At 47.9% G+C, this 26,862-nt stretch carries 15 protein-coding genes; 4 read left to right on the top strand and 11 right to left on the bottom strand.

Translation table 11 applies throughout. The features are described from left to right. Nucleotides 1-2: 2 nt before the first annotated feature. The gene (locus AC2CG4_RS15095) at nt 3-281 is read left to right on the top strand and encodes a hypothetical protein (protein ID WP_484487056.1); all 279 of its coding nucleotides are present in this window, start codon (nt 3-5) and stop codon (nt 279-281) included. A 149-nt stretch (nt 282-430) separates the two neighbouring features. Here AC2CG4_RS15095 and AC2CG4_RS15090 read toward each other — a convergent pair whose 3' ends face one another. From AC2CG4_RS15090 to AC2CG4_RS15080, 3 genes are all read right to left on the bottom strand, one after another. Next, complete coding sequence (locus AC2CG4_RS15090; RefSeq protein WP_484487055.1) at nt 431-1,786, bottom strand: ADP-ribosylglycohydrolase family protein; 1,356 nt, start codon at nt 1,784-1,786, stop codon at nt 431-433. Nucleotides 1,787-1,891: 105 nt separating this feature from the next. After that, complete coding sequence (locus tag AC2CG4_RS15085; RefSeq protein ID WP_484487054.1) at nt 1,892-4,033, bottom strand: family 16 glycosylhydrolase; 2,142 nt, start codon at nt 4,031-4,033, stop codon at nt 1,892-1,894. 28 nt (nt 4,034-4,061) lie between these two features. After that, nucleotides 4,062-6,614, bottom strand: a complete 2,553-nt coding sequence (locus tag AC2CG4_RS15080; protein WP_484487053.1) for a glycoside hydrolase family 3 protein — start codon at nt 6,612-6,614, stop codon at nt 4,062-4,064. Between the two features lie 630 nt (nt 6,615-7,244). Between AC2CG4_RS15080 and AC2CG4_RS15075 the strand changes: the two genes are divergently transcribed. Together AC2CG4_RS15075 and AC2CG4_RS15070 are read left to right on the top strand one after the other, a co-directional pair. Further along, the gene (locus tag AC2CG4_RS15075; RefSeq protein WP_484487052.1) at nt 7,245-7,952 is read left to right on the top strand and encodes a hypothetical protein; all 708 of its coding nucleotides are present in this window, start codon (nt 7,245-7,247) and stop codon (nt 7,950-7,952) included. 157 nt (nt 7,953-8,109) lie between these two features. Next, the gene (locus tag AC2CG4_RS15070) at nt 8,110-8,571 is read left to right on the top strand and encodes a hypothetical protein (RefSeq protein ID WP_484487051.1); all 462 of its coding nucleotides are present in this window, start codon (nt 8,110-8,112) and stop codon (nt 8,569-8,571) included. 69 nt (nt 8,572-8,640) lie between these two features. On the opposite strand, the gene AC2CG4_RS15065 is transcribed toward AC2CG4_RS15070, so the two are convergent. From AC2CG4_RS15065 to AC2CG4_RS15045, 5 genes are all read right to left on the bottom strand, one after another. Next, nucleotides 8,641-10,125, bottom strand: coding sequence for a tryptophan halogenase family protein (locus AC2CG4_RS15065; RefSeq protein ID WP_484487050.1), 1,485 nt, complete (start codon nt 10,123-10,125; stop codon nt 8,641-8,643). A 42-nt stretch (nt 10,126-10,167) separates the two neighbouring features. Continuing rightward, nucleotides 10,168-11,169 carry a cupin-like domain-containing protein gene (locus tag AC2CG4_RS15060; RefSeq protein ID WP_484487049.1) on the bottom strand — a complete coding sequence of 334 codons (1,002 nt, stop codon included), beginning with the start codon at nt 11,167-11,169 and terminating at the stop codon, nt 10,168-10,170. A 39-nt stretch (nt 11,170-11,208) separates the two neighbouring features. Next, complete coding sequence (locus tag AC2CG4_RS15055; RefSeq protein WP_484487048.1) at nt 11,209-11,931, bottom strand: SapC family protein; 723 nt, start codon at nt 11,929-11,931, stop codon at nt 11,209-11,211. A 99-nt stretch (nt 11,932-12,030) separates the two neighbouring features. Further along, nucleotides 12,031-14,976, bottom strand: coding sequence for a TonB-dependent receptor (locus AC2CG4_RS15050; protein ID WP_484487047.1), 2,946 nt, complete (start codon nt 14,974-14,976; stop codon nt 12,031-12,033). Between the two features lie 378 nt (nt 14,977-15,354). Next, a complete protein-coding gene (locus tag AC2CG4_RS15045) occupies nt 15,355-18,639 on the bottom strand; it encodes a glycosyl hydrolase (RefSeq protein ID WP_484487046.1) in 3,285 nt (1,094 codons plus the stop codon). A 309-nt stretch (nt 18,640-18,948) separates the two neighbouring features. On the opposite strand from AC2CG4_RS15045, the gene AC2CG4_RS15040 reads away from it, so the two are divergent. Next, on the top strand, nt 18,949-19,842 hold the full coding sequence (locus AC2CG4_RS15040; RefSeq protein ID WP_484487045.1) for a hypothetical protein: 894 nt from the start codon (nt 18,949-18,951) through the stop codon (nt 19,840-19,842). Nucleotides 19,843-20,103: 261 nt separating this feature from the next. Here the strand turns inward: AC2CG4_RS15040 and AC2CG4_RS15035 are convergent, their stop codons facing one another. The 3 genes from AC2CG4_RS15035 to AC2CG4_RS15025 form a co-directional block, all read right to left on the bottom strand. Beyond that, nucleotides 20,104-21,198: a glycoside hydrolase family 5 protein gene (locus AC2CG4_RS15035; RefSeq protein WP_484487044.1), complete on the bottom strand. Its 1,095-nt coding sequence runs from the start codon at nt 21,196-21,198 to the stop codon at nt 20,104-20,106. Between the two features lie 104 nt (nt 21,199-21,302). Continuing rightward, nucleotides 21,303-25,133 carry a translocation/assembly module TamB domain-containing protein gene (locus tag AC2CG4_RS15030; protein WP_484487043.1) on the bottom strand — a complete coding sequence of 1,277 codons (3,831 nt, stop codon included), beginning with the start codon at nt 25,131-25,133 and terminating at the stop codon, nt 21,303-21,305. A gap of 2 nt (nt 25,134-25,135) precedes the next feature. Continuing rightward, nucleotides 25,136-26,854: an autotransporter assembly complex protein TamA gene (locus AC2CG4_RS15025; protein WP_484487042.1), complete on the bottom strand. Its 1,719-nt coding sequence runs from the start codon at nt 26,852-26,854 to the stop codon at nt 25,136-25,138. Between the last annotated feature and the right edge of the window lie 8 nt (nt 26,855-26,862).

The following is a 26,862-nucleotide window of genomic DNA, read 5'->3' as shown; positions in this document are numbered from 1 at the left end:
CAGTGATGCTCGAGTCTGAACTCGACACAGCTGCATTAGAAGAAGGAGTAGAAAGGGAAGATGAAAAATTAGTCGACGCCAAACTCGATACAGAAATACTGGAAGGTGTCGCACTAGATGAAACAGCGGAACCCAATGCCGCAGACGAAACCGGTGTAGAGCTTGACTTATTGCCACCTCCCCCACCGCAACCAACCAACCCTAAACTAAGGCAGAGTACTAAACCGCAAGACCGCGAAAATAAGCTATCCATTTTTATACGTTATGCTCCTGAAGAATAAATCCTGATAGTAGACGCTTTTGATAAACCAGCTTTCGCGAGCCTATAAAAAGGCAACCACCTTATCATATAGACCATCGTTTTGTGATCACTCAAAAGCAAAAAGCCGGCTTGCGGCCGGATTTTATTAGTCACTCCAAACACAAATAACTAGTTCTTATCAAGAGGAATCACCCACCTGTCATCATCGGGATTTATTCGCCCGCCCATCAACTGAACCACCACTTTATCCACAATCGCGACACCGTCATCTGCCATATTTTCAAAAGTATCTATGCCATTGTTTGGGAAATTCTTGCGCGTGCGATGAATATTAAAGCGGTTAGAAAAGATTTGTCCAAACGCCTGTTCGATGGCATTTTTGCCGTACATAAAACCCAGTAAACCACCCCAGGTTGCGGTTGGATTATCGGAATCCCAGCCCATCAGTGCACCAATTTTTATTGTCTGTTTTAAGTCGCCTTCACCATAAAATAAACTCACCAAACTCGCCGCAAAGTTAATTCCCGCAGCAAAACACCCGTTGCAATAGAGATTGCGTGAACTGATGGTGTAGCCGTCTAATTGTTGTACTTGGTAGCGCTGATAAATGGCATCGCGAGTTTTTTCCCAGGGAGTATTCCCCAGATACAATGCTTTGACATAATCGTACATGGCGGCAGGATATTGATCATCGGGTAATTGCTTGCGCGCCTGCTCCGCCATCCAGTTAAGTTGCTCCGCCATCGGCGGGGTTTTATCCACTGCCGAGGCAAGGGAATACATTGCGATATAAAAGCGTGCGATATCAGCAGCCTCTTTGTCAGCTACAGCTCTTACCGGTAGATCACTTATTTTTAATGCTATATCTACTCGTGCCGGAGCATAGAAGCCAAAAATTTCGGTGGTCAATTGCGCATCGATCATATCGTAATGTTCGTTGAGATACTGACTACCGCTCAGCGGCGGCAACGTACCCGCCTGCATTAAATCAAACGCCTTTTGATTGGAAACCCAGAGAAAATTTTCGTAATTGCCTTCGGGGTCGCGCCCGAAAGGTGTTGGCTCAGCGGACGAATAAATATGCTTCATCCAACCCGCGCGAATTTGCTCAGGCGTTAATAATACTGACTCACTATTTTTTAATAAATATTGATAAATGTATTCAATGTCGGTGTCATCATCGCTACCCCAAATTCCATCGGGTTTGACCGTGACAAAATCGATAGTCGCCGACAGATCACTCGGCACGCCCTGCCCCCAAATACTCGGTTGATCTGGCCTGCCCCAGTCATTGCGCGTATAAAATTCGCCGGTTTTTATCTCGCCAATATTGCCAATCTTATCCATCTCCGTGACCAGCCCAGTCCAATTGGCAATACATTGCCCCAACCAAAAGCCATAGAGTGCATCGCGATACTCAGCGCGCGACAACGTAATTGTTTTTGGTGTTTCAGTTGCGTTTTTATTAACACTGACACACCCACTTAAGAGACATACAAGCAATAGAAAATTCACTAAACGCATAACGTCATTATCCTTTCCATGCATTATTTACTGCACTTAATTGCGATACAAAAAAGCCGGGAATGTCCCGGCTTTAAAGCAATCTATCATTTTTGTTGCGTATGTTTATTCAGTTTCCAAACGGACATTATCAAAGGAAACATCAATGGCACCCGATGGTTCTACTACAAACAAATTGGTGATAGCGTTTAGTTTGGCGATGCCAGGGCAGCAAGCAACTGAATTACCACGAGCGATTAACTCAGCTACGCCAATACTGTATGAAGTCCAGACACCATTGGCAGGCAGCGGCACACTGACGTCACTCACATTGGGCCAGCCGCTATCCATTTTAATTAACAATGCAGTGCCTTCGGCTTTGCTATTGACTTTAAAATCAAATTTTAATTTTCCCTGCGCGCTCCATTTGGTCAAGTTGACGGGATTGGAAATCACGTTAAAAAACACATTGCCATCGGTGCCGGTTTTTACCACGTTAAATACTTTTCCGCGTCCAGCTTCATCTTTTTCAGATGAACTGATATGGCCGCTTGGGTTATAGCTTTGCACTTGCAAACCATTGCCAATTGCATCGCCATAGGCGGTAAACAGGGGCAGTGCTGCAAATTCTGTTGCACCACCTGACGCGGCTTTACCTTCCAGACGAATATTATCCAGCGAAACATTCATCGCTGCCGATGGATCAACAACAAAGCTGTTCAGCACCGAACTCAAGGTCGCTTTTCCACTCGCCAAGGAATTACCGTTGGCGATTAAGTTGGCAAGAGTGATGCGAAATTCTTTCCACACACCCAGTTCAGCAACAGGCACACTTACATCACTCACATTGGGCCAACCGCTATCAATTTTCACCAATAACTTTGCGCCATCAGCTTTGCTATTTACCTTGTAATCAAAAACAATTTCGCTATCGGTTGACCAATTGCTCATATCGGCAGGGTCGCCTTTAATTTTGAAATACACATTGCCGTTAGCGCCGGTTTTTACCACACTCCATACATTGCCCCGGCCAGCTTCTTCCACTTGTGAATGGCTGATGGCGCCATCGGGATTGTAGGAATCAAATTGCAACACACTCGCCAGTGCATTGTCGTACATCAAAAATAATGGTGGCTCTGGCAATTTCACCGCGCCAATTACCGGGCGCTGATGACCGGCAACAATTTCAGCATTGGCATCAATCGTGGCGCAGCCTTTACCGGTTATAGGTGAACCAGTGCATTCATACACGCGCACAAAATCCACCAACATTTTTTGCGGGAATACGGATTCATCGATACCCTTATTATTCACGTTACCGGCCCAGCTGCCGCCAACCGCCAGGTTTAACAACAAGTGGAATTTTGAATGGCGATCAAACGGCGCGCCCAAAGGCGCATCTTTTAATACACCGTCTTGCATATATTGCCCATACCAACCGGTTTCGCGTTGGGTGGCAAAATGTACATTGTCCACATACCAACGAATTTCGCCTTCTTCCCATTCAACCGCATAGGTGTGGAAATCGTCAGCAGGGTTAGCCTTATTCGGCAATTTATAAGCTGCACCGGAATTTACATTGCCCGGCCAATTGCGACCAAAATGCAAGGTGCCGTGTACATTGGCTTCCGGTTCGCTGCCATTAGTTACTACCTTTAAATTGACCGCTTCCATAATGTCGATTTCACCGCTAGACGCCCAGGTGCCATAAGGCGAGTTGGTCGGCAACATCCAAATCGCGGGCCAGGTACCTTGGCCTGCCGGTAATTTTGCGCGAATTTCAAAGCGACCAAAGGTCCACTCTTTAATATTTTTGGTGCGCAAACGCGCCGAGGTATAAGGCAGGGTTTTAGTGCTCGGGCTGTCACCTTCCGGTGAATCGGAACCGGTAAAATCTTCGCGTTGGGCAACAATATTCAACACACCATCGGCAACGTAAGCGTTGGTCGCGCGATCGGTGTAACACTGCTGTTCGTTATTACCACCGCCCCAGCAATTTTTTTCAAAATTCCATTTGCTGGTATCAATACTGGCACCATCAAATTCATCGCTCCACACCAACTTCCATTCAGCGGTAGCCGGTGCAGATGAACTGCTCGCTGCGGTTGAAGATGGCGCCACCGATGAAAGTGCTGCGGAGGAGAGCGCCGCACTGGATTTATTGTTGCCGCCGCCACCCGAACCACCACAGCCAGCTAAACTGACCAACGCAATAGCCGCGCAGATTTTTGTTAACAGGGGTTTAACGCTGAGCTCGTGATTTTTCATAATTACCTCTATTGTTATTGTTGAAAAATTATTCGGCGCAGGCTGGAGCCGTTGCGTTTTTCTCGATGCGTACATTGTAAATAGATACATCCAAGCTACCCGCGGTACTCAACATAAAGGGGGCCAGCACCATATCCATTTTCACGCGTTTTTTCGCGAAGCATTCAAGTGCAATACCGACACTTATCCACTCACCCGGATTTGCAGCATTTAATTGCTCAGTAATTGCAATCTCGCCACCACAATCACTACCGCAATACATACCCAGGTTCACGTCTGCATTAGGTTTGCTATTTACTTTCACATCAAATATCAGCGCACCTTTACTTTCGGCATAGGCAGAAAAGTCAGTTCGGGTAGTAGAACCTAAGGTCACCGTCGCTTTGGCAGAGCCATCAAACTGCAAACGGCGGGTATCTTCCTGCACCTGTTTATCTTCAGAGGAAACAATCACTGAACCCAATTCACCGCGACTAGTGGTGACCGGCAACATGTTGTTCATATGATCAAGCAAAACTAACGCCCAGGGATTCAGCACTCGCTGATTAAAAATTGATGCAACATCAGGCGTGTTAGTCGCAATCGCTTGCGCAGCAGTTTCATCGAGCAAACCGGTTTCGATTTTATCGCTGTAGGTTAGACCAAAATCATAGGCAAATTGTGGTTGATAATCTGCATCACCCACATTCAACGGCGACTGCGTCGGCGATGATGGCCAAGAGAAAGGCAGCTTACCTTTTACATCAAAATTCACTGAGCCATCTTTTTTGCTGAGCACTACATCGGCAATACCAACACCTTCCGAACCAGGCAGCCAAACTACGGCAAACGCATCAGACGCATTGATAAAATTGTTGGCCCAGAGTGGGCGACCAGTGATAAACAATGAAACCACTTTGATACCGTCGGCTTTTAATTTTTTCAGCAGCGCGAGATTGGTTTCATCTTTATAAATTAATGCACCTACATCACCTTGCATTTCCGCGTAGGGATCTTCACCGAATACTACAACGGCCACATCGGGTTTTTCACTGTAGCTGCCATCCACACTCAACACGGCTGAACCACCGGCTGCTTTTGCTGCATCGGCAATACCCTGATAAATAGAAGTGCCACCGGGGAAGTCCGCATTCACATTACCGGTGCCCTGCCAGGTAATGCTCCAACCGCCGGATTGTTTGCCGATATTGTCAGCGCCATCACCCGCCACCAAAATTTTGCTGTTCGCATTGACCGGTAAGGTTTGCCCATTATTTTTTAACAACACAATGGATTCACGCACCGCTTGACGTGCAACTGCGCGATGCTCAGGCGAACCAATCACTTCGCGTTTACCCGCCAATTCACGGGTAGAGGGCGCGCCTTTTTCAAATAAACCAGCGCGCAGCTTCACTCGTAAAATGCGCGACACTGCGTCATCCAAACGCGCCATTGGAATCTCGCCGCTTTTCACTTGCGCGAGCGTGTTGTGATACAACTCTTTCCAATTCGCGTCTGGCGCCATAAAAATATCCAGACCGGCGTTGATGGATTGCGGGCAACTCACCGGCGTACAGCCGGGTACAAATGCATGACCCGCCCAATCGCCAACCACCAGCCCATCAAAACCCATACGATGTTTTAATTGATCAGTGAGCAAATATTTATTGCCGTGCATTTTCGCACCATTCCAACTATTGAATGATGCCATCACGGTTTGTGCGCCGGCGGCCAAAGCGGTTTCATAACCCGCATTATGAATTCTCACCAGTTCTGCTTCGGTAATCACCGCATCGCCGCGATCTTGTCCACCTTCGGTGCCACCATCAGCAAGAAAATGTTTTGCCGTAGCGATTACATGGCGTTCGCTGAGCAAATCCTTACCGGCAATACCCTGCAAGCCTTCCACCATCGCACCGCCGTAGGATTTCACCACCGCCGGATCTTCCGAATAGGATTCGTAAGTGCGCCCCCAGCGATCATCGCGTACCACGGCCAGTGTTGGCGCAAAACTCCAATCTATGCCAGTCACCGCAATTTCAGCAGCTGTTGCCGCGCCGATTTGGCGAATCAAATCCGGATTGCGCGCAGCACCTAGCCCGATGTTATGCGGGAATAACGTTGCACCAATAATATTATTGTGGCCGTGCACTGCATCGGTTCCCCACATGACTGGCACCGGCACACGGCCGCCCTCGGTACTCATGGAGGCGTGATAAAAACCATCCGCCAGTGCAAGCCAATCTTCCACTTTCGCGTGTTTGTTTTCGCCGGGGAACGAGCCGCCGCCATTCAAAATCGAACCGACTGAATACTCAGTGATATCCGCCGGTGTCACCTGACGCAATTCCGGCTGAATCAGTTGTCCCACTTTTTGCTCAAGGGTCAATTGTCCGAGCAGCTCGGTAATTTTTGCTTCAATAGCCGGATCTTTTTTAACCGCACTTTGCACTTGTGGCCAGAGAGATGCTTCCGTTGTTGCAGCTGAATTGCTTGCTGTACTGTCGGTTGCCTCATTAGATTTTTTATCGCAACCGCTCAACACGGCTAGCACGGCCAAACTGCAGGCTGCTAAAGCGCCCGGTCTATACAAATTAGGCATAAATTACCTCGCCATTAAAACTGTAGTTGTAAGAATATTGTTGTTGTCAGAGTCAGGGGTACAGGTTGATTGGAAAATAAAAAACAATTGCTGATGTAAAAAAGCCCCCGCTTTCTGCTGAGAGGAAGAACGCGGGGGCTAAGCAAGGAGAATTAACAAATCAATCAGGGTCAGCATATGCACCTAACTAAATTCGTTAACACCCAAGGGGACCTGACATCACCCAGGGGTTCATCTGCTGAAACACACTTCAGCAACGATTCTTGAACGGCTCAACCACGGGCGCAATCAAGAATCTGTAAGCTGATAATGGCACTGAAATGATTGGGGAGTCGTCCCACTTTTGCAGATAACTTAACGTGGGGCGATTCACTTTTGCATATATCCCGCCCCCATCTAGTGTTCGACTAAAAACACTTATTCAGACGCAATCAAACACCACGCTAAAACAATCATTGATCAGCGTGCTTTTGGCGCACTTAATTGCTTATTTCTCAGCACATCACACCCAGTTTTCCATTCAGCTAAAAGTGGGACTAACAGAGAAGCCTAAATTTGTTAGAGTCGTTCGCAATGGATAATACGAACAACATTGATTGATACCCCATGACTTAAGGAGCTTTAGAGCGTATGGCAAAAAAGATAACCATGTTCGCTATTGGCGCAGCATCGGCGCTTGCAGGGGCATATATAGCGAATTACTACAACAATCAGGCACTCGAAAAAAATGCCCAACTCGTGCAGCAAAAAACCGAAAAGCTAAATGCAACAATTGCACAATTGAAAGCAGAAAACACACAATTAAGCTTGCAGCTAATAGATCAACAAAAAACGCCTCTAGCCGCGCCCAACACAACGATAAAAGTACCTTCGCCTACTTCAGCTGGGCGGTCCGAAAATTCAAAGCAATCTACGTCACTAGCGCAATTAAAAGAAAAGGAACTGCTGCGTACAGCAGAAAAATTCAGCAACTGGCTAGCTAATTCGCACAAAACAACAGGGAGTTTTGACCTGCACAAAGAGATGCAACAACGATTTGATGCAGAAAATATAGATACCAACTGGGCAGAAACGCAAGAACAAGATTATCTAACAATGTTTAGCCAAAACCCCGAGCTGGCCGGCATAGCCTTGCGCGAAACACAGTGCCGCACACGGCTATGCGCGCTGACCATCAGCATTAGAGACCTTGATCAAGCGAATGAATTAATGGGGAAGATGAGTCAAACCTTAAAAGCACAACATAAATACCCAATGATTATCGCCACACCGGACGAACAACAGGGGGTTACTACCTTGTATATCGAAAGAGAAGCAAACAGTTTTGAATTTAATTAACGCGGCCATCACCACGATTAATTAATTCAAACATCGGCATGGATGTCGATGCGCTGCAACCACAGCAAGGTAATGAAACAACCATTACCGTGAACGCAAAAACGGATGCCATTGTGACTTCACCTGGACAATAACCTTAAATTAATAGGAATTTTTTATGACATTATCAAAATTAATAACAAGTCTTGGATTTACAATTTTGGGCAGCATAGCAGTGAGTGTAAATGCACAGACGACCACAGTAGCTTCTGGCTGCAGCTGGACACTAGTAAGTCAACAATCAAGCTATAGCGGCGCTATTATTAACACCGCATGTAAATTAAATGGAACTTCACTAGCGACCCGCGAACAAAAATATAGCGCCTACTCGCCGGCCTCATGCAACATCACTTGGGTTGCTTCAGGTTACACAGCAAGCGGGGCATGTGATTCCGCACAAATTCTTAAAGTTGTTACCACGCCAGTAAGTAGCTGTAATACAGGTGCCACTACTCTATTTCAAACAGGCCCTAATGCTGGCTCATTTAATGTAGCCGCTTTCTGTGGCACCGGTTGCCCCTACAGTGTGCAACCACAATCCCCTTACTCTTATCCTGCATTAAAATATACCTGCCTTTAAATCGCAGATTAATTTATTCATTTGAGATAGGTAAATCCGGGTGATGCAATTCACCCGGATTTTTTCCATTTAAGGTGCGCTTGCGCTGCAATAATGATTAATAAATTGCTGATGACTGGGAAAACGTATCAGATATTGATCATGCTCTTTTTCGATACTATTCATTAAACGCATCAACTCATCATCCGATAATTTATCCACCACCGGATGATAATCCTGCGGTGTTATGCCTTGCCCGAGCATGACTTGTTGCCATGAGCCTTCATGGAATAGCTCATCCTGTTCTTTAAATACACTGGTGGTATTTTTATAGACCTGAATTTTGCGCGCGAGAGTTTCGGGAATGTCCATAGTGCGGCAATAATTCCAAAAGGGGCTATCGGTACGCTGGGTGACACAATAATGCAAGATAATAAAATCGCGGATGCGCTCGTATTCAAATTGCGATTGACGATTGTACTCATCAATTTCACTTTGATTAATCTCATCACCTGGAAACATTCTGATCAGCCGCACAATACCGGTTTGGATCAGATGCAAACTGGTGGATTCAAGCGGCTCCAGAAAACCACTTGATAGGCCAATTGCAATACAGTTTTTATTCCACTGTTTTAGCGCGCGCCCGGTTTTAAATTTAATCAGGCGCGGCTCTGCCCTTGGCGCGCCCTCAAGGTTTTCTAATAATAATTTTTTCGCGTCATCATCGCTGAGATAACGACTGCAATAAACCAAGCCGTTACCAACACGATGCTGCAATGGAATCCGCCACTGCCAACCACTCTGATGCGCGATGGAACGTGTATAAGGAACTGGCTCTCCGACTGATTCTGTTTGCACCGCAACCGCGCGGTCGCAGGGAAGCCAGTGCGACCAGTCTTCAAAACCAGTGTGCAATGTGTGCTCAATTAACAGCGCGCGAAATCCTGAGCAATCGATAAAAATATCGCCCGCTATTGTTTCGCCAGAAGTCAAGCTGACCGATTCAATAAAACCATTATCACTGCGGGTTTGCACTTGATCAATCATACCTTCAATGCGCACCACACCGCGTGCTTCGCTGTATTTACGCAAATAAGCCGCATAGAGCCCCGCATCAAAGTGATAGGCGTAATCCACTCCCGAATTGGAGTCGATAAAAAATTTATTGCTATAGGCCGCGCGAATATTGAGTGAGTAATCAAAGTAACTTTTGGCTACTCCTTTGCGTTTGGCTTTTAGCCAAAAGTGTTGGAAATTGGCCATCCAGGAATCTTTCCCCACCAACCCGAAGGGGTGCATATAGGAATCGCCCTGGGCACCCCAGTTTTCAAATTGAATACCCAATTTAAAGGTGCCTTGGGTATTGCGCATAAATTCTGCTTCATCGATACCCAATAGTGTATTAAATGATTTAACCGCAGGAATGGTCGCCTCGCCCACACCCACGGTGCCGATAGCATCGGACTCAATCAGAATGATTTTTTTGGTTGCGCCGAACGCATTGGAAAGTGCCGCGGCGGTCATCCAACCGGCGGAGCCACCGCCAACGATAATAATGGTTTCATTTTTTTTCATTGGGTAACCGTTGTCACTATAGATATCAATAATGCAGCAAAATTAACGATTCAAACGATTGAGCAATTGTGAGCGGAGTCGGCGCGCGGCCATTTCATCCAGTTCACCCAGCACGCCCAGTTTTTCCTGTGGGATGTGCGCAGTATTGTCGGGATTAGAATCAAAAATGTAATAGTCGAATAGATTTTTCCAATGCGCGCGCTCATCCTCTGGCAATGAACGAATGTTCATTAGGGCGTGAGTGAAAGCATCTTGCGGTGAACCTAAATAAGAAGGGAAAGCCGTCCACCAGTAATTCACCATTAAATTGAAAGGCATTAGACCTTCTACATGGTGCCACCACATACTCGGAATATAAATGGCATCGCCCGGTTCCAATTCTGCTATTTGTGCATGCGCTAATGCCTCGCGGTAGCGTGGGTATTTTTCAAAATCGGGATTATGTAAATCCACCATGCTGATGGCGGGACCAGCGGGATTAAAATCCAACGGGCCGATATACAGATTTTTTAATTGCGCGGGAGGAAACAAGACAAAGCGGCGGCGACCAATCACCACGCAGGCAATGTTGTCGGGAATATCGTGGTGGGCGGACACTATGGTTTTATTCCCCATCCACAAACTGACTCGCGGAGTAAAGGAGCCAAGATTTAAATCATTTTCCGCGCGAAATCCGGGCACGCAAAAATCCACTGGTGCGGAATCAACATAATAGGCACGCGCTGAACCGCTGGCCTGCAAATTGTTAATGTTGTCATACACACCGGTGAGCGATGAGCGGGCGCGCTCATAAGCAAAACCGGTAAATTCCTGATTATAAAAAATTGCGCCGGTGTTACTGCTATCGCCAATTGCGGTATTGACCGGTTCGCCATTGTAAAACTGACAAAGATAATCAAAACCTACGCGCGCCGACTGGTCGGCAGCGCGCACAATGGGCCAGGATTTAACCAACCCTTTTAACACCAGTGGCACCGGCGACGTTAACACCGCCGCAGGTATTGCATCGGGGGCGATACCTTCGAGCACTTTGATTGGTTGCATGCTCTCCAACATAGATGCCTTCTTTTAAAAAAATAATATTTAGCTGCGCAACAACAGGTTTTTCTTATGGATTAATTTTTTTATATTGGCCAATGACGCAATCGACATATAAATCAATTCCAAAAAATTCTGGTTGTGCAAGCGCGATAATTGTTCCGCATTCAATTCGCGCAACACTTTTTCATTGATAGTGTAAAAACCACCCGTTTCAATTTGCTGACCGTTATCCAGTGTTATTTTTAATACAAAGGGTTCCAGCAAATCCTCTGCCTGCAAAATATCGGTAAAACGTTTACACACAGTCACTCCGCTAATCAACTCCGCCAGTATGCTGTTGATATGATCCAGATAAGGGGAATTTCCGCCGTGCTCCAAAAACACCGGTTCGCCTTGTGTAGTGCTAACACGGGGATGATCCATATCCACATGAACTACTGGGTCGCGCTGACCGGTTGCAGAATTTTGAGTATAGCCAATAGCAAAGGGAATGCGCATGATCGATAGAGGAATATAGTTATCGTCCTTGCGCTGATCACTTAAAAATAAATTTTCATTGGGCGCAAAACCAAATAGCGCAATGGCTTCAAATTGATTTTCACTGTTGGTTTTACGGAAAAAAATAGGATAGCAGGACGCCGCCTGACGAAACTCCAACGGAATTATTGCGCTGTAGCCAATATTATCTCCGTGCTGAACTGAGCGCTCCTGAATAATTTTTAAATCTTTATGAGTGACATTATTGAGCAATTCATTCTTGGCCACACATGGCTCCCGGGATATCAAGGTTAATGAGCATTTTTTAAAAAAAGAAAAGCCGCCAAGAGCAGCGGCTTTTCCCTGTCTTATATAACCCTGAAGTTATTAGAAGTTGTAACGAACACCCAGGTTGTAACGCGCACCGTATTGGTAGGCGGATTTAAACTGGTTTTCATAACGGGCATAAACGCGCTGTGATGCATCGTTGACGTTGATACCTTCTACGAACACAGTCATACCGTCCACAAAAGGCAACTCGTAACTGACAGTCACGTCGATTTGACCGTACTCTTCAGTGTAGTAAGGCGCGTTGCCCTCGCCCACACCGTTCAAGTAAGTATCGCGCCAGTTGTAAGCGATACGCGCTTGCAGGCCGTCTTTATCATAAAACGCGATCAAGTTGGCTGAGTCACTCATGCCAGGCAATACAAACTGGAAGTCAGTTGATGCGTTATCCACTTCCAGGTCACCATCTACGATAGTGGCGTTAGCTTGCACACCAAAACCTGATTCGCCAAACATGTGCTGTACCGCAAATTCCCAACCGTAAAGCTGTGCTTGCTCTTGGTTAATCGGTTGCGACACATTAAACATGGCCAATGGGTCGTTGTTGTTTTGCACAACCGCATCAGTCGGAGCGAGACCGGTATTGGTGCGAATTTGGTTAAGGATATTTGTTGTATCGGTTGAATCGAGTCCAGCCGCCTTCAAATCAGCAATTGCTTGTGCAGTGCGCGGACCCTGTGCCGGATCGCGCAGGTTGCCCACTTGGCGCTCAACGATTTGATTAACAATAAAGTCATCCACTTGCTTAACAAAAAAACCGGCGGACACATAACTTGAATCGTCGTAATACCACTCGGCCGATAAGTCAAAGTTATTTGCCGAATACGGGGTCAAATCAGGGTTACCGGCAGTGCCCGTTCTTTCGCCCGGTTTCGGACGTGAAGTTACGTCGAAGGTACCAATCATCGAACCCAGTGATGGGCGGGTAATCGACTTACTGTAGCTAAGACGACCTTTAACATCATCAGTAATATCCAGACCTACATCCAAACTTGGCAACCAGATGTCGTAATCACCCTTCTCGGAAGTGTAGCTACTCGCAGCAGCGCGGTTAAGGCTCCACTCGGTTGAGCTTACCCAAACCAATTCAGTGGGGTCTTTTTGGAAGCTGTTAGCTTCAATATCTGTAGACTCATAGCGCAAACCAGTGGTGACTTGCATTGGCATGCCGGCCAAACTGCCTTCGTTATTAAACTCTACATAAGCACTAACAGTTTCTTCCGTTACTTTGTGATCGCTAACCGGATCGCCATTCAGATTTGGACGCATTACGCAGGGATTACATGCCGTAGGGCCTGAACCCCAAGCCCAATCTTGCGGCGTTTTCCACTTGCCGTTTTCCAATACACCCACGTTGGTTTCAAAATCCCATGAGTGGTAGAAAGGTACGTTGGAGCCACCGCCGGAGAATGAAGGCGTCAAACCATTGAGTTTTTCTTGTTTAAAGACTTCATCCGGAAACAAGTTAGCATTGCCACCGTACCAGCCAGCAGGCAATTGACCAGTACTGTATCCGCGCCAGCGGTTGGCAATTTCAGACTGACCGACACCAAAATCAATTGAGGTAATACCGGTGTCTTCGTTGGTATCAAAAGTACCTTTGATTTGATATTGGTTAACTTCTGATTTATTGATGTTGAGGTTGGCTTCACCAAACAGCGAGTCATATGAAGCAGCGGTTGGGAACCCATTCTCTATACCAGGACCATTGTCTTTAAAGGTCACGTGCATGTAGGGAATGTCTTGGCCTGAGGTAGCATCGTAAGTTTTCTGATCAATAGATGCCGCCGCCAGAATCAGGAAGGCGTTGTGGCCGCGACCTGTGCCGCCATTCTCATTGGTAGAGTTGTGCGCATCAAACTCCAACGTCAAGTTGTCTGTCGCTTGCCACTCAGTGTTAAAACCGAAGGATTTATTTTCAGTTTCAGAGGTGTTTAAACGGATGTTAGAGGCAAAGTCATCACCCGCAGAGGTCAACTTGGTCACTGTGCCATTTTTATCGATAACAACATCGCGCGCATCGCTGCCGTCATCGTTGTACCAGATACCCACACCGGTGTTTAACGCCGTTAAATCAACTTTTGAATAGGTGTAGTCGAGGGTCGTTTTCAGTGTATCGGTAGGTGCGTATTGCAGTACCAATTGACCGTTGGTGCGCTCGCGATGGAAATCTTCGATGCCATAGCCAAAGTTTCTGGGGTAATAAACATTCCCGGATTTGTCTTCGCGGTTGTCTTGCACTGTGGCATTAGGGTTAAAGGCGATATTGTTCCGCCAGTTAGCGATATCGGCATTGACTGCGCGGTTGTCACGCTCTTGATAGGAGCCAGAAATCGCCACACCGAAGGTGTCATCGGCGAAAGTATTACTGAAAATACCAGACACTTCCGGAGTCAGGTCTTCGCCCACTTCATTGGTGGTATCCATTACAGCTTTGGCGCCGATGGAAGCTTTCAGGCCAGGATTGTCCAGTGGACGAGCAGTTTTGATGTTAACCAACGAGCCGATACCACCACTGGCACGGGTAGCACTGAAGGTTTTATATACTTCGACACCACTAACACTCTCTGCCGCAAGGTCAGAGAAGTCAAATGAGCGGCTATAACCATTAGTAGGCATCTGACGGTCGTTCAACGTCACCAGGTTGAAGTCGGGACCAAAACCACGCACGGTGATCTGACTGCCTTCATTGTTGTTACGGCTAATAGATACACCCGAAATACGCTGTAGGGATTCCGCCAGGTTGGTATCTGGGAATTTACCTATGTCTTCTGCAGAGATGGCATCAACTACACCCTTGGCCTCACGCTTTACGTCCATCGCGCGCTGCAAGCTGCCTTTAATACCGGTAACCAAAACCTCTTCTACATTATCGTTTTGCGCAAGTGCGATACCACTGGCGCCAAGCATGGCCGACGCTACTGCGGTTGCAATTAATTTTCTTTTAAAGCCTGTTGATTGAGTCATTGTTAGTGTCTTACTCATGGAGTTCTCCATTTATTTATTGGTATGGACTTATTTGTCTGCCTGCATTGTTATTGATGGCTCTCACAAATCACCCTCTGCAGGATCACGACCGCTTTTCTAGCCATTTGATAATCACAGGTGCCATCAGACGTGTCGTCCCACCTTCAAAATTACCCAAACCTGAGGCTTGTCACTTTTTATCACCCTGAGTGGGAACCGATAATATTCATATATTTCAATAACTTAATAAAAAATTGCACGCTACGCAGGGTGTGTAAGTTCTACTCAGTGAAAAAAGTGGCACCCATAAAAAACCCCTGACAAAGCGATTTTTGTCAGGGGTTAAGCGTCATATTTCGTTTATTGCAGCCCTTGTCACGGGCTGCGTAGTGGCGTTTAGAGTTTGGTGATGCGGAACCAATTGATGTTCCAGCCACCCTGTTGCGCGAAGATGCCGAAGCTCACAGTCCCCGCATTGAGGGTCACGGTTTGGTTCACCGTCACCCAATTTTGCCAACCGCCGGTTGCCGGAATAGTCACGTTACCCAGTTGAGTGGTGCCCGCATTCAGGTCGGATGACAGCAGTGAACCCGATGGGCTGGCAACGCGATATTCGATGCGATAGCTGCCGGTGGTCGGAATGGTGATATTGGCGTAGGCCATCCAATCGCCTGCGTCTATATAGGACACATTCTGACCTCCGCCGGTATCGGTGGTGGCTTCGGTTTGTACGCCGTTCATCGCGGTAAATGCCTCGGCTTGCACCAACTGGGTAAAGGCGGGAGCAGAACTACTGGCCGCAACACTGCTTGACGGTGTGCTGCTGGCTGGCGTACTGGAGGTGCTGCCACCGGAACAGCAGGCAAATTGCGCCCATGCGGTATCCATTGCACCCGCGCCTTGGGCGATGGTGAAGAAGTAGCGCACCGTGGCGCCCGCCGGAATGCTACCCAGGGTATAGGTATTGGAGTTGTCGGCATTGTGGGTCATGCGGATATTTTGTTGCGGGCCGTTGTTGATGGTGTAGTGGATATCCGCCCAGGCCGCATTATTTGCATGGAAGCGCACGCTGTTGCTGGTCAGCACTGTATAGCCATAAAGCGTGGCCGCGGTGGAACTGGCGACAGAGCTAGGGGCAACCGATGATTTGGACGAAGAGGCCACACTGCTCGGCGCAACTGAACTTGGCGCCGAACTGCTGGTGCCGCTACAACCTGCTCCACTAGAAACTACCGATTGACCAGTGCGCTTCAAGGCATAACCTTTGGCCGGAACCGAGAAGTTGGTGCCATCTGAATAAGCAACATTAATGGCCGAACAGCCAAAGTTGTAGGCGATATAGGTCAGCGTGCCATTTTTGTTAAACGCCACCGCCGCTGGATGGTTGGCGGTAAGCGCCCCAGTACCCGTCGCCAGATGGCCCAGTTGCTTCAGGGTATACACCCAGTGATAGGTATGGGCTTTGGTTTCACCCTCTTCCGGAATCAGATTGTTCAGACCATAGGCGAGCATATCGTCTACCGCCGCTTGGCCATTAGTCATCGACCAGATATTCCACCATACATCGCGCCATTGGCCATTCGGTAAACCAGATGGCTTGCCGTTGCTGGATTCACTCAACCCCAAACTGACATAGCCATTCAGATAATCAGCATGCTGACCGATATGCAGCACCAACGGGCTAAGCGGCAGGCCTTGAATACCAAGGATGTGCGCGTAGGCACCCGAGAACCAGGTGGAGAATACATGGCCATTGCCCCAGATAATTGAAGTGGTGGGCTTGGTATAGCTGGCGGTGAAGTTATCGTAATCGCCACCCAGACCTTTAAAGCGGTCGATATTGTTCCAATACTCCCAGTAAGTCGCAGTAGATGAGGCATGTAGATACATACCGCGCTCAGTCAGGGCATTGTTGCCGGTGATCATGCCGTACAACACGATTGCGCCGTAAGCGTTGGCCGCTTCCGAGGTGGATTCGTTGTTATTGCCCAAGGCAAAGTTGGCGTGGCCCGATGCCCAAGAGAAACCATAGGCCGGATCAAAGTTGCGCAGGTAGGGGAACATGCTGTCATCGCGGCCAGCGGCGTAATCGCGGATCAGCAATTCCACCATGGGGCCGTATTGGGTAGATCCACACCAGCTGGCATCAACCCGGCAAATCTCAGCGGCTGCGCGTACAAAATAACCGTAGTGGAAGTGGTGGTCGTTCAATTGTTGCTGCGCGCCAAAAGATTCATCAAAGCCGAGCAGCGTGTTCCAGTTGCTGTCGTAGGCGAAGTATTTGGTGGTATCCAAAGCACCCGTGGTATTGGCGCGGAACCAATCCTGCAATTCGCCTTTGAGCCAGGTGATCAGCTGATTGGCTTCGGCAGTCATGCCAATTGAGCGCGCAATCGCTGCCAGTTCGGCGACTTTGCCGTAGTTTTTACCGGCCCAGTAGGTGTCGGTCGCAGTATTCCACTTGGCGCTGCCTTGGTTGATAAATTCACTGACCAGCGCGCGCAGTTGGGTGGCGTTGTAATCGCCAATGTTTTCCGGGAAGTAAGGCAATACCCCCACATAAGGAATGGTGTAACTGTAATTGCTAGTGGTAGCAAACTTGGTAACCCCACGGGCGGAGCGGACTTTATAGCTGGTCACCGCCTGACTGGAATTCTTCCAGTGCAGCGGCAGCAGACCCGCCATAGTGGTCACATTGGCACCATTAAATTGGTACTGATGGTTGACGGTGACCATATTGGTGGCGCGATTAACGGCATAGTTGATATTCACTTTGTCTACCCGCTGGGTAGCGTATTGCGCAAAAGCCGAGATCATTGCCGCCGATGGCGTACCGGTTAACTGGGGCAACCAGGCCACCGTCATACGCTTGGTGCCATTGTTCACTCCAATGCTGTTGGTATTCACACCAGTGAATGTAGTCGCATCGTGGCCGACAATCAGGAACGCATTGCGGTTGCCCGCCACCTCAGTCCAGATCCCCAGATTATTGCCACTTTGATGGAATACCCCCTTTTCACCGCCATCGGCAGATTTGGTGCGCACCACCAGATTGCCCTGCAGTGCGGTGAAATACACATAGGGTGAACCATGTACAAAGGTCGCTTCCATCACCGCAGTAGCGCCGCTTTTCCACTGCACAGTCACCGAGCCATCGCTGTAATCTTTGAGGAAGGCATCGAGATTGGAGTAGGACGAGTTGCCTACGGCGATGCCATCAAACACCTCGCTAAAAGGATCGGGAATCGCATAAATTGTTTCGTTAGTGCCGGTGCGCAAACCTGTTGGGATACCTAAAATACGCACCCCGCGCTCGGTAATCCGCGCGGTAATCGGGTCGGGAGTGATATAGCCGGAATCACTTGAGGAACCCACCCGCATCTCGCCCATAAACGGGATCGAACCCCACCAGCGGTGAGTCATGGTCGGTTTACTGGTCGCCGGTGCGACTTTTTGCGGAGTGAGAGGCGTTGGTGCGCCGATAGGATTGCAACTGCTGACGCCGGGTTTAACCACACCGGCATTGTGGATCCAGTTGCCGTGGTCAACGGTGCATTTCCAGCTAGCGCTGTTAATGGTATCGCTGATATTGCCAGCGCCGTAATTAAGGATGGCAGATTGGCTGACATGGGCAAAGCCGATAGCGCCCAGCAACAGCAGAACTCTGTTGAATCGTTTCATATTAGTGACCCAATGGTTGTTATTGATTATTCGTGGTAATTAGTCATCAAAACCGGGAGCACAGCGTCTCTGATGGAGAACCAGGTAAACGTCACTGTAATGGTTATTGTTTTTATTTTTGGGAAAGCCAGAGAGACTAGCGGAATGCACTCCAGTCTTGTCATCTTCTACCTCTGTTTCAATCAGGTCGTCCCAGGTTGATAGCAAAACACAAACTGGGCCTGTCTCACTTTGCAAAATCGCAAAGAGGGAAAGCCATCAATCTACTGCTATAGTTTCGAAGTCAGACTGCAACCAATGGAATCGCGTATGCCTAGATGGCGCCAACTAATGTGTGGATGGCTACTAACCCTTGCGGCGAGTTGCAACACCAGCGCGCAAACCAGGGCTGATATAACCGAGCCCGTCGCCACCCCTATGGTGGTGCGCTATTACGACCGCGGTTTAAAGGATGCGCGCCACGCCTACAAATTTGAATTAATTAAACGCATTTTAGAGGTGACTCGCCCCGAGTTTGGCGACTATCGCACCGAGCCGTTTGGCGAGGAGCCCAGTGCCAAACGTCAAGCGATGCTCATCAGCGAAGGCAAGATCCTCAACCTACTATGGGCTTCACCCGGCACTGTTATCGCACGCGCCGATGTGATCACCATTCCGGTCGATATACTGCGCGGCCTGCTCGGCTACCGGGTGTGCCTGATCAACCCCGCCAACTTTCCCACTAGCGAAAAGTTAATGTCACTCAATCAAGTGCGTATCGCTCAAGGGCTCAACTGGGCCGACAATGAAATTTATAAACACAATGACATACACCCCAAACAAGCCCCGAGCTTTGAAGGGCTGTTTGATATGCTCGCCGCCAAACGCTATGAATGCCTGCCGCTGGGCGCCGATGAAGTCATGTACACCTGGCGCGACAAAAAAACGAAATACACCTTTTTAGCCGTAGAGCCCAACCTGCTCATTTACTACGACTACCCGATTTATTTACACATCAGCAAACAATTTCCGCGATTGGCACAGCGAGTAGAATTGGGTTTACAAAAATTGCAGCGCAGCGGTGAGTTTGATCGACTGTTCAAACAACATCACGCCGCCGATATTGCACAATTGCGCCTCAACCAACGCAAAATATTCTGCTTGAAATCACCCTACCTGCCTGCGCAAGGCCAATGCGAAAAACGGCTGGACTATTCCGACTAAAATAACCCGAGTCCGACTAAAATAACCCGAGGCAGATGGCACACATAAAAAAACTGCCCGGCCTTTTCAGGCCGGGCAGAAACAATGCGCTACGGACGATGAAGCGCTTAAGGGTTGGGCACAGCCCGGGAAAGATAGGCTGAGAGCGAGTCTACGTACCCAGCAGCAAAAGACAATTCCACTTAAGCGCCAATATCTAAAAGCAGGACACAGCACACAAACAACTTGTGTGCTGGTATACAAAGCAACTTTATCTATGTGTTATTTTTTGTTTTCGCGCAGCATCACTTCGCGAAAATGCTTGCCCTGCATAGTTGGTGAATAGGTGTCGTAATCGCTGATTAATTGTGGCGACCAGTCCGGATCAAACACCCAAGCTACCCAGCTAATACCTTTGCTGCCAAAATAATCAGTGATGCGTTTTCCGTATTTACCATCGTCAATCACTGGAATATGCGCACCCTTGTCAGTCGCTAATTGATAGCCAATTTCAGTGGCAAAGATAGGATATTTATCGGCGAGATAACCAAAATCCCGCGTCCAATTTTTTTCATAAGGCGCGCCGACTTTCATCGGATAGGGATGGCTCACATAGGCTACATTGTCGCGCTCGATGGGTGCTGCCGCCACTGGCGTTAAATCGTAAGCCCAATTAAAACCGGCTACCAGTGAAATTGCATTTGGGTTGTGCGCTTGAATGACAGTAATAATTTCTTCATTAATTACCTTCCACTCCGCCCAACTCACCACACCTAAACGGCCATTGAACACAGTGGGCTCGTTAAAAATTTCGTAGAAGGCCACTGCGTTGACACCGGCGTAACGCTCGGAGACTGTGCGCCAGAAATCGTTGGTCTCGCCCTTATCGGTGTAGTAGGAATTATTTTGGAACATTTGCGATTTCAAATTGCCAATTGAATGCCAATCGATAATCACATACATACCCAATTCATTCGCCCAAATAACCGTTTGATCGAGTAGTGCAAGATAGGCTTTTTTGCCCTGTTTACGCCAAGCAGAAGGGTGCACTGGCACGCGTATTACATTAGCGCCCCAGGCTTTAATCGCTTCAAAATGTTTTTTGGTAAAGCGTTTATCGTTGGTGATTTTATCCGGGTCAGCAATATTCACCCCGCGAAATACCACCACCTTGCCATTGGCATCAACAAACTTATTGCCCTGAACCTTCACCAGTGAAAGCTGCTGGGTGATTTTACTTTTATCAAATGCGGGAATATCGGTTGCATTCCACCAGCCACTTGCGTTTTGCCAGGCATCATCGGCCAGCACGTTTGCACAGGTAAAAAACAGAATGGGAATTAAAAACACTTTCATGCAATAGCGGGAAAATTTCATAGTGGCGCCTCCATGATTTTTATTAGGGCTGCTAGACATAACACAATTAAAAACACAATGCAGCGTGAATAACCCAAGTTTACCCAGCCCGCACAACACAATCATTACCGCTCTATTTTATAGACCACATCCACACTTTGTGCCTCACCAGATTCCGCCTCCAAACGAAATTGTTTGGTCAATTGGTACTCCATACCCAAACTAAATGCATTGTCAAAAATGCCCACCACATAACGCACCAACAATTTCGGCGTGAGATATTTTCCAATCCACAATTGGCTTTGGTCTATACCGTCATCGGATTTTACTTCCAATTCATCCAAGCGGAAAAAACGCGTAATTTCAGTAGCTATAGAACCGTCAGAATCCATCCCCAGACCACCCATAGCCCCAACCAACATGGAAGCATCGGCTTTGGTGGCTTCGCTCGCCGGTTTACCGGTGAGCAACATCATCATCATCTGACTTTCTGGATACTCTGCCGGCACTGCAAACACATCGGCAATCGGACGCTGTAAAGTGCCGTTAATATCCAAGCCCACCTTAACGCCATCCTCTCCTTTAATAATGCGCGACGCGCGAATATCCAGCCCCGGATTTTCATAGGGGCCTTGAAATACTAAACGGCCGCGATCAATCGTGAGCGTTTGCCCATAGGCTTTATAACTACCATTCGCCACACTGACATAACCGTTGGTAAAAAAAGGTCGCTGGGATTCTTTTAACAAACTCAACTTACCCGACAACTTACTGTTTAAACCAAAGCCTTTAAATTGCACATCATCGCCCAGCGATAATTTTAAATTAGTTAAAAATTCAATCGCGTCGGCCGCCTCACCGCGCACTGTACCTTCATTGACAATAACAGCATCACTCGACACCTGTGTCGCAGATTCAGGCAAACGTTTGATATTAGCCCGCGCCCAAGGAATAACCGCTGTGCCGGTTATATTCACCTGCTTGCGATTAGCCGTAAGTTTAAGATCGGGGCTGAGTGTGGCTTTTAATTGCGACAGTGAAATGACTTTTACATCTGCACCATTTACAAAACCCTGGAGCTGCCAATTCGGCGTACCAAATTGAGTCACATCACCAACTAGCGACAAACGCCCATCGCCCGATTGCAATTGACTCACCAAATTAATATTGCCCGCTTGGGTAGAGTTGATTTGCAATTCGATATTGGTGAGGTCCAAACCCAGACGTGGCAAGTTGGCCGTCCCATTGCGCAAGCTCACCTCACCCAACAGGTTAGGCTGGGAAAAACTGCCACTCAAACTTAAATCCGCGCGAAAATCACCTTTCACATCATTGGCATAAGTGATCAGCGTTTCCAGCGGCGCGAGGTTGTCAAACTGCGATTGCAATTTCCCTTGCACAATTTTTTGTTGCGCCAAATCTAACTGTGCGTTTGCATTGATCTTGCCATAACCAACCCACTCCATTCCGGCCACAACATCCAAGAGAGATTTGTCCAAACTTGCGCGCACATCAAAATCGCGCCAGGCATAAACCTCGGTAGCACCACCGGCATACTGGTAGCGCAGCTCTGCATTGCGCGTGCTGATATTGCTATGAAGCTTGGTAGTGGCGAGCGAAAAATCCTTACTGGTCAGGTGCAGTGATCCGTCCATTACTCCAGCGAAATATACCTCTACTTTAAACAGCGCAAGAAATTGTCGCAGCGGAATCGAATCCAGTTTTGCATTCACACTCGCGCCCGCCGCACTCGCCCATTCACCATCGATACACAATTGCGGCAGCGTGTATTTTTCAATGCCCGAGGATGGCAGAGCTTGCCGTTGATCCAACCAAGCGTAAGGATTTTTCACCGGAGATTGATTGGGAATCCACTCGCCAATCAATTGTTCACGCTCTAACAACTCCGCATTTTCCACCACCGCCGTTAAATTACTGCGCGTGGTGAAACATTGCGAACCTAAAGAAACTGAATTTGCGTTAATTTTTATTGGCTTGCTGGCGGTGAGCCACCAGCGCGGAACACGTTTTATTTTAAGCGCTAACTGGGTTAATTTTCCCTGCCATTCATTACCATCATAATTGCCTGCCAATTTAAAATCGGTGTGACCATAGGCTGAACTTTTTATCACCGCTGCTAATTGATGCCGATTGATTGAACCTGAGCCATCGATCTTTATGGTAGAAAAACGCTGCTGATCAATACGCAACTGTTTGGCATTAAACGTCAGCTTATAATGCTTATTCAATAACTCATCTACCACCGCGCTCAACACCGTCTTATCCATTGGCAAGACGCTATTATCAATAGCCGTACTTGGCGGGGTGACCGTCGCTATGTCAGGCGCTAAATCGAGTTCTAATTTATCTACGGCATAATTCGCAAAGGAAAACTTTTCCATGCTGGCTTGCATTTGCACACGCGGAGTTTTCCAATTGCCGCGCAAGGTTCCGCGACTAGCAACACTACCACTCAAGCTTTCATCCAGCTGACCCAACAAGGGCGCATTAAGCGTCCAGTCCAGATTAAATTCTTCACCCAAGTCACCGTTTATCCGCAACTGATTGGCACCTACAATAAAATGTAGTGCGTTGCTGCGAATTTTTTTCCCTTGCAGATATAGATCGCCATCACCCTGCACATTCACACCGCGCAACTCGCCCGACATTTGCAAATGCTGCACCTCAGCATGCCACTCACCCTTAGTACGCGCGCCGCGAGTTTCAAACTCCACATTAATATCGCTGGGCCAATTTTCAATTACGCTGGCGAGGTTTAAGCGTTTTGCATTCGCGCGCAGCTGCCACTCCAATTGCGGCAACCAACGCACTTCACCGGCCAGTTGCAGCTCCCGCTCATTATTATTGCCAGGCGCCAATGGTGCCGCAGCAACCGCAGGTGGTGCAGCACCTAACGCATTATTATTAAGTGCAATAGCCTGGTGTAATTCGCGGACAAATAAATTGGCGATGTTAATTTTTTCCAAATCACCATCGGCCGCCGCGCTGATGGCCAAGGCAGGGGCATCGGGCAAATGAATATCGCCATCCAACTGTAAACTATAGGCTTGCCAGTTACCCGTCGCGGTTAATTTGCCACTGGTCATAGGCTGCGGCTGGGCGGGAATCCACCAGGGCGCGGGCAGAGTTTGCTCTTGCCACGCCAAAGCCAGCGTCATAGGTGGTGCAGTTTGCAATTGCTGTTGTTCATTCACCAGCTGCACACTGGCGTCGGCATTAAATACCACGGGCAAACTGATTTGATTGTGCAATTGCAGCTTGGTTAAATCACCTTTTAATTCGGTCACGCCCATATAGGCGAGGGATTCGGCAACAGCCGTATTCTGCCATTGCCACTGTAAATTAGCGCTGGTGTCATAGGGAAAGCGTAAGTTAGTTGCGCCACTGAGCAGCAATTGATAATCGGCGTGTTCGATTGCAAATTTTTTATAGCGCAGATGAAAAGTGCCCAAGCTCAAGGTGCCGCTTAATTTTTTCCAGTGCAGCCGGGTATCACCCTGCACATAATCAATATTATTAATAAGTACTTGATCGAGAAAAATCCGCACAGGTAAGGCCAGCGACGGCCACTGACTAAAAGGTTGTGCATTTTTATTTGCATCACTTGCCGCCGGAAGTTGAATTAAAACATTTTGCGCGCGCAAGGATTGAATCGCGACTGCACTGTATAGCATCGCCGCCGGGCGCCAACGAAAAGACACTTGCTCCGCATGATAGTGATGCTCGCCCTGAGTGTAATCAATAAATGCAAGGTCCATCCCACTGCGTAAATTACCGCTCATCTCACCCAGAGAAATATTCACCGCGCTGGCGAGCCGTTTAACTACCCAGCGGCTGCCGGTTTCAGTCTCAACAAGCGCACTGACACTGGCGAGCAGAATTAATAACAGCGCCAACAGACTAAAAAATATATTCCTTACTTTTCTTAAAATCATGTTTATAAATCCGGCCCCATGGTGATATGCAACCGCCACCCCTTGTCGCCATCCAGTGCTTTAGCAAGATCCATACGAATAGGCCCTATGGGAGAAATCCAGCGCGCGCCCACTCCGGCTCCGCGTTTTACATCCAGATTGGTATCATCGGCCGCATTACCTGCATCAAAAAAAACAGCGGCAGCCCATTTGGTATCGTTAAATAAATAGTCGTACTCAATACTGTTAACCAATAAATTATTGCCGCCCACTACCACTTCTTTGGTTACCCCATTCACCTCAACCTTTTCGGTTGGGCCGAGAGACTTATAGTCATAGCCACGCACGCTGGAATCACCACCGGTATAAAAACGCACCGATGCAGGCAACTCGCTAAAATCGTCCAACTGGGTTGTACCTAATTCCGAGCGCAACAGAACGCGCCCAAAAGAAAAGCCTTTGACGTATTTCGCGCGCAAATGTAACTGCACAAAACTAAAATCCGAACCCAGGCTTTGCGGTGAACCGGATAGTTTGGCTTGCAGCGTCCAACCCGCTAAGGGGTAGGGAGCACCATCGGTTTTAGTACGCGTTATCGCCACGGAAGGAATAATTAAATTGGTTCGGTTTTCGGCATTAAGACCAATGGTGGAATCTTCTTGCACATAATCCAGTGCGTATGTCTGCAGCCATTTATTGTCCTGATAATAAGTATAACTGGTGCCATAAGTATCTTTATAACTGCTGGAGGTATCGGTAATTTCTTTTTCGTAACCGGTATAGACGCGCAAAAACTCATAGGCAGGGCGCCGCATGGGAATGGTGTACGCCAGCTTTGCTGAGGTATTATTTTCTGCCATATTCATATCGGCCGCGATAGAGTGGCCGTGTGAATTAACATAGCGATCTTCAAACCCCAATAGCACGCGCGGACCTGTGTCTGTCGCCACGCCCGCACCAATAGAATATTCGCGCCGTTTGCGCGCTTCTAATTGCACATCAATGGGCACCTGATTATCGCTGAGCGCTTGTAAGTTGGGGCTAATGCTTGCCACCGAAAAATAATTGCTGGCGTTGTAGAGGTTTTTTAATTCCAGCAACTTATCGGAATCGTAATAATCCCCTTCGGCGATATTAAAATAGCGCCGCAAAAAATCATCGCTTAAAATTTCATGCTGCAAATTAATCGCACCAATGCGATAGCGTTTACCGGTGTTGTAAATCAATTCAATAATGGCGGTTTTTTCTGCAGTATTGATTGAAATTTGCGAGTGCTCAAATTCAGCATCAAAATAACCGTGCAGCGAAGCCAACGTGCCAAAACGCGCTTTTAATGTTTCATAGCGTCCGTGGTTTAAGCGATTGCCCACTTTAATGCCGGGCTTGTCGTACAGGCTTTGGAAAATATCGTCCAACCTGCCCTCGCCGTTAATAACAATGCGCACCTCTTTGACCAATACTGGCTCACCGGGGGTGAGCGCTATATCCAACCCCCAACACTCTTTGTCATTGCGCAAGCTAGTTTGATACTCAAGTTCATAAAAGCCGAGCGCTTGCGCCGCCGCTGTAATTTCACTTTCGCTATCATTCAGCAATGCATTCAAACGCCACAGGGGCGTTTTACAACTCTCGTCGGCGAGGGTCAGATGTTGGCGAATATTTTCGCGCAGACTCTTAGTGCCACCTTTCAGCTTGATCTCAGGCTCATCAGCTAACACAGGCAGGCTGACCAAGGTCAGCATAAGCACGA

The organism is Cellvibrio sp. ATLC23 (genome assembly GCF_057196725.1).
This window is presented reverse-complemented; position numbering and strand designations above follow the sequence as displayed.

Bases quoted from the DNA above. Each gene is read 5' to 3' on its own strand.
- AC2CG4_RS15090 (WP_484487055.1), bottom strand. From the start codon at position 1,786: ATGCGTTTAGTGAATTTTCTATTGCTTGTATGTCTCTTAAGTGGGTGT.
- AC2CG4_RS15085 (WP_484487054.1), bottom strand. From the start codon at position 4,033: ATGAAAAATCACGAGCTCAGCGTTAAACCCCTGTTAACAAAAATCTGC.
- AC2CG4_RS15080 (WP_484487053.1), bottom strand. From the start codon at position 6,614: ATGCCTAATTTGTATAGACCGGGCGCTTTAGCAGCCTGCAGTTTGGCC.
- AC2CG4_RS15075 (WP_484487052.1), top strand. From the start codon at position 7,245: ATGGCAAAAAAGATAACCATGTTCGCTATTGGCGCAGCATCGGCGCTT.
- AC2CG4_RS15070 (WP_484487051.1), top strand. From the start codon at position 8,110: ATGACATTATCAAAATTAATAACAAGTCTTGGATTTACAATTTTGGGC.
- AC2CG4_RS15065 (WP_484487050.1), bottom strand. From the start codon at position 10,125: ATGAAAAAAAATGAAACCATTATTATCGTTGGCGGTGGCTCCGCCGGT.
- AC2CG4_RS15060 (WP_484487049.1), bottom strand. From the start codon at position 11,169: ATGCAACCAATCAAAGTGCTCGAAGGTATCGCCCCCGATGCAATACCT.
- AC2CG4_RS15050 (WP_484487047.1), bottom strand. From the start codon at position 14,976: ATGAGTAAGACACTAACAATGACTCAATCAACAGGCTTTAAAAGAAAA.
- AC2CG4_RS15045 (WP_484487046.1), bottom strand. From the start codon at position 18,639: ATGAAACGATTCAACAGAGTTCTGCTGTTGCTGGGCGCTATCGGCTTT.
- AC2CG4_RS15040 (WP_484487045.1), top strand. From the start codon at position 18,949: ATGCCTAGATGGCGCCAACTAATGTGTGGATGGCTACTAACCCTTGCG.
- AC2CG4_RS15035 (WP_484487044.1), bottom strand. From the start codon at position 21,198: ATGAAATTTTCCCGCTATTGCATGAAAGTGTTTTTAATTCCCATTCTG.
- AC2CG4_RS15030 (WP_484487043.1), bottom strand. From the start codon at position 25,133: ATGATTTTAAGAAAAGTAAGGAATATATTTTTTAGTCTGTTGGCGCTG.
- AC2CG4_RS15025 (WP_484487042.1), bottom strand. From the start codon at position 26,854: ATGCTGACCTTGGTCAGCCTGCCTGTGTTAGCTGATGAGCCTGAGATC.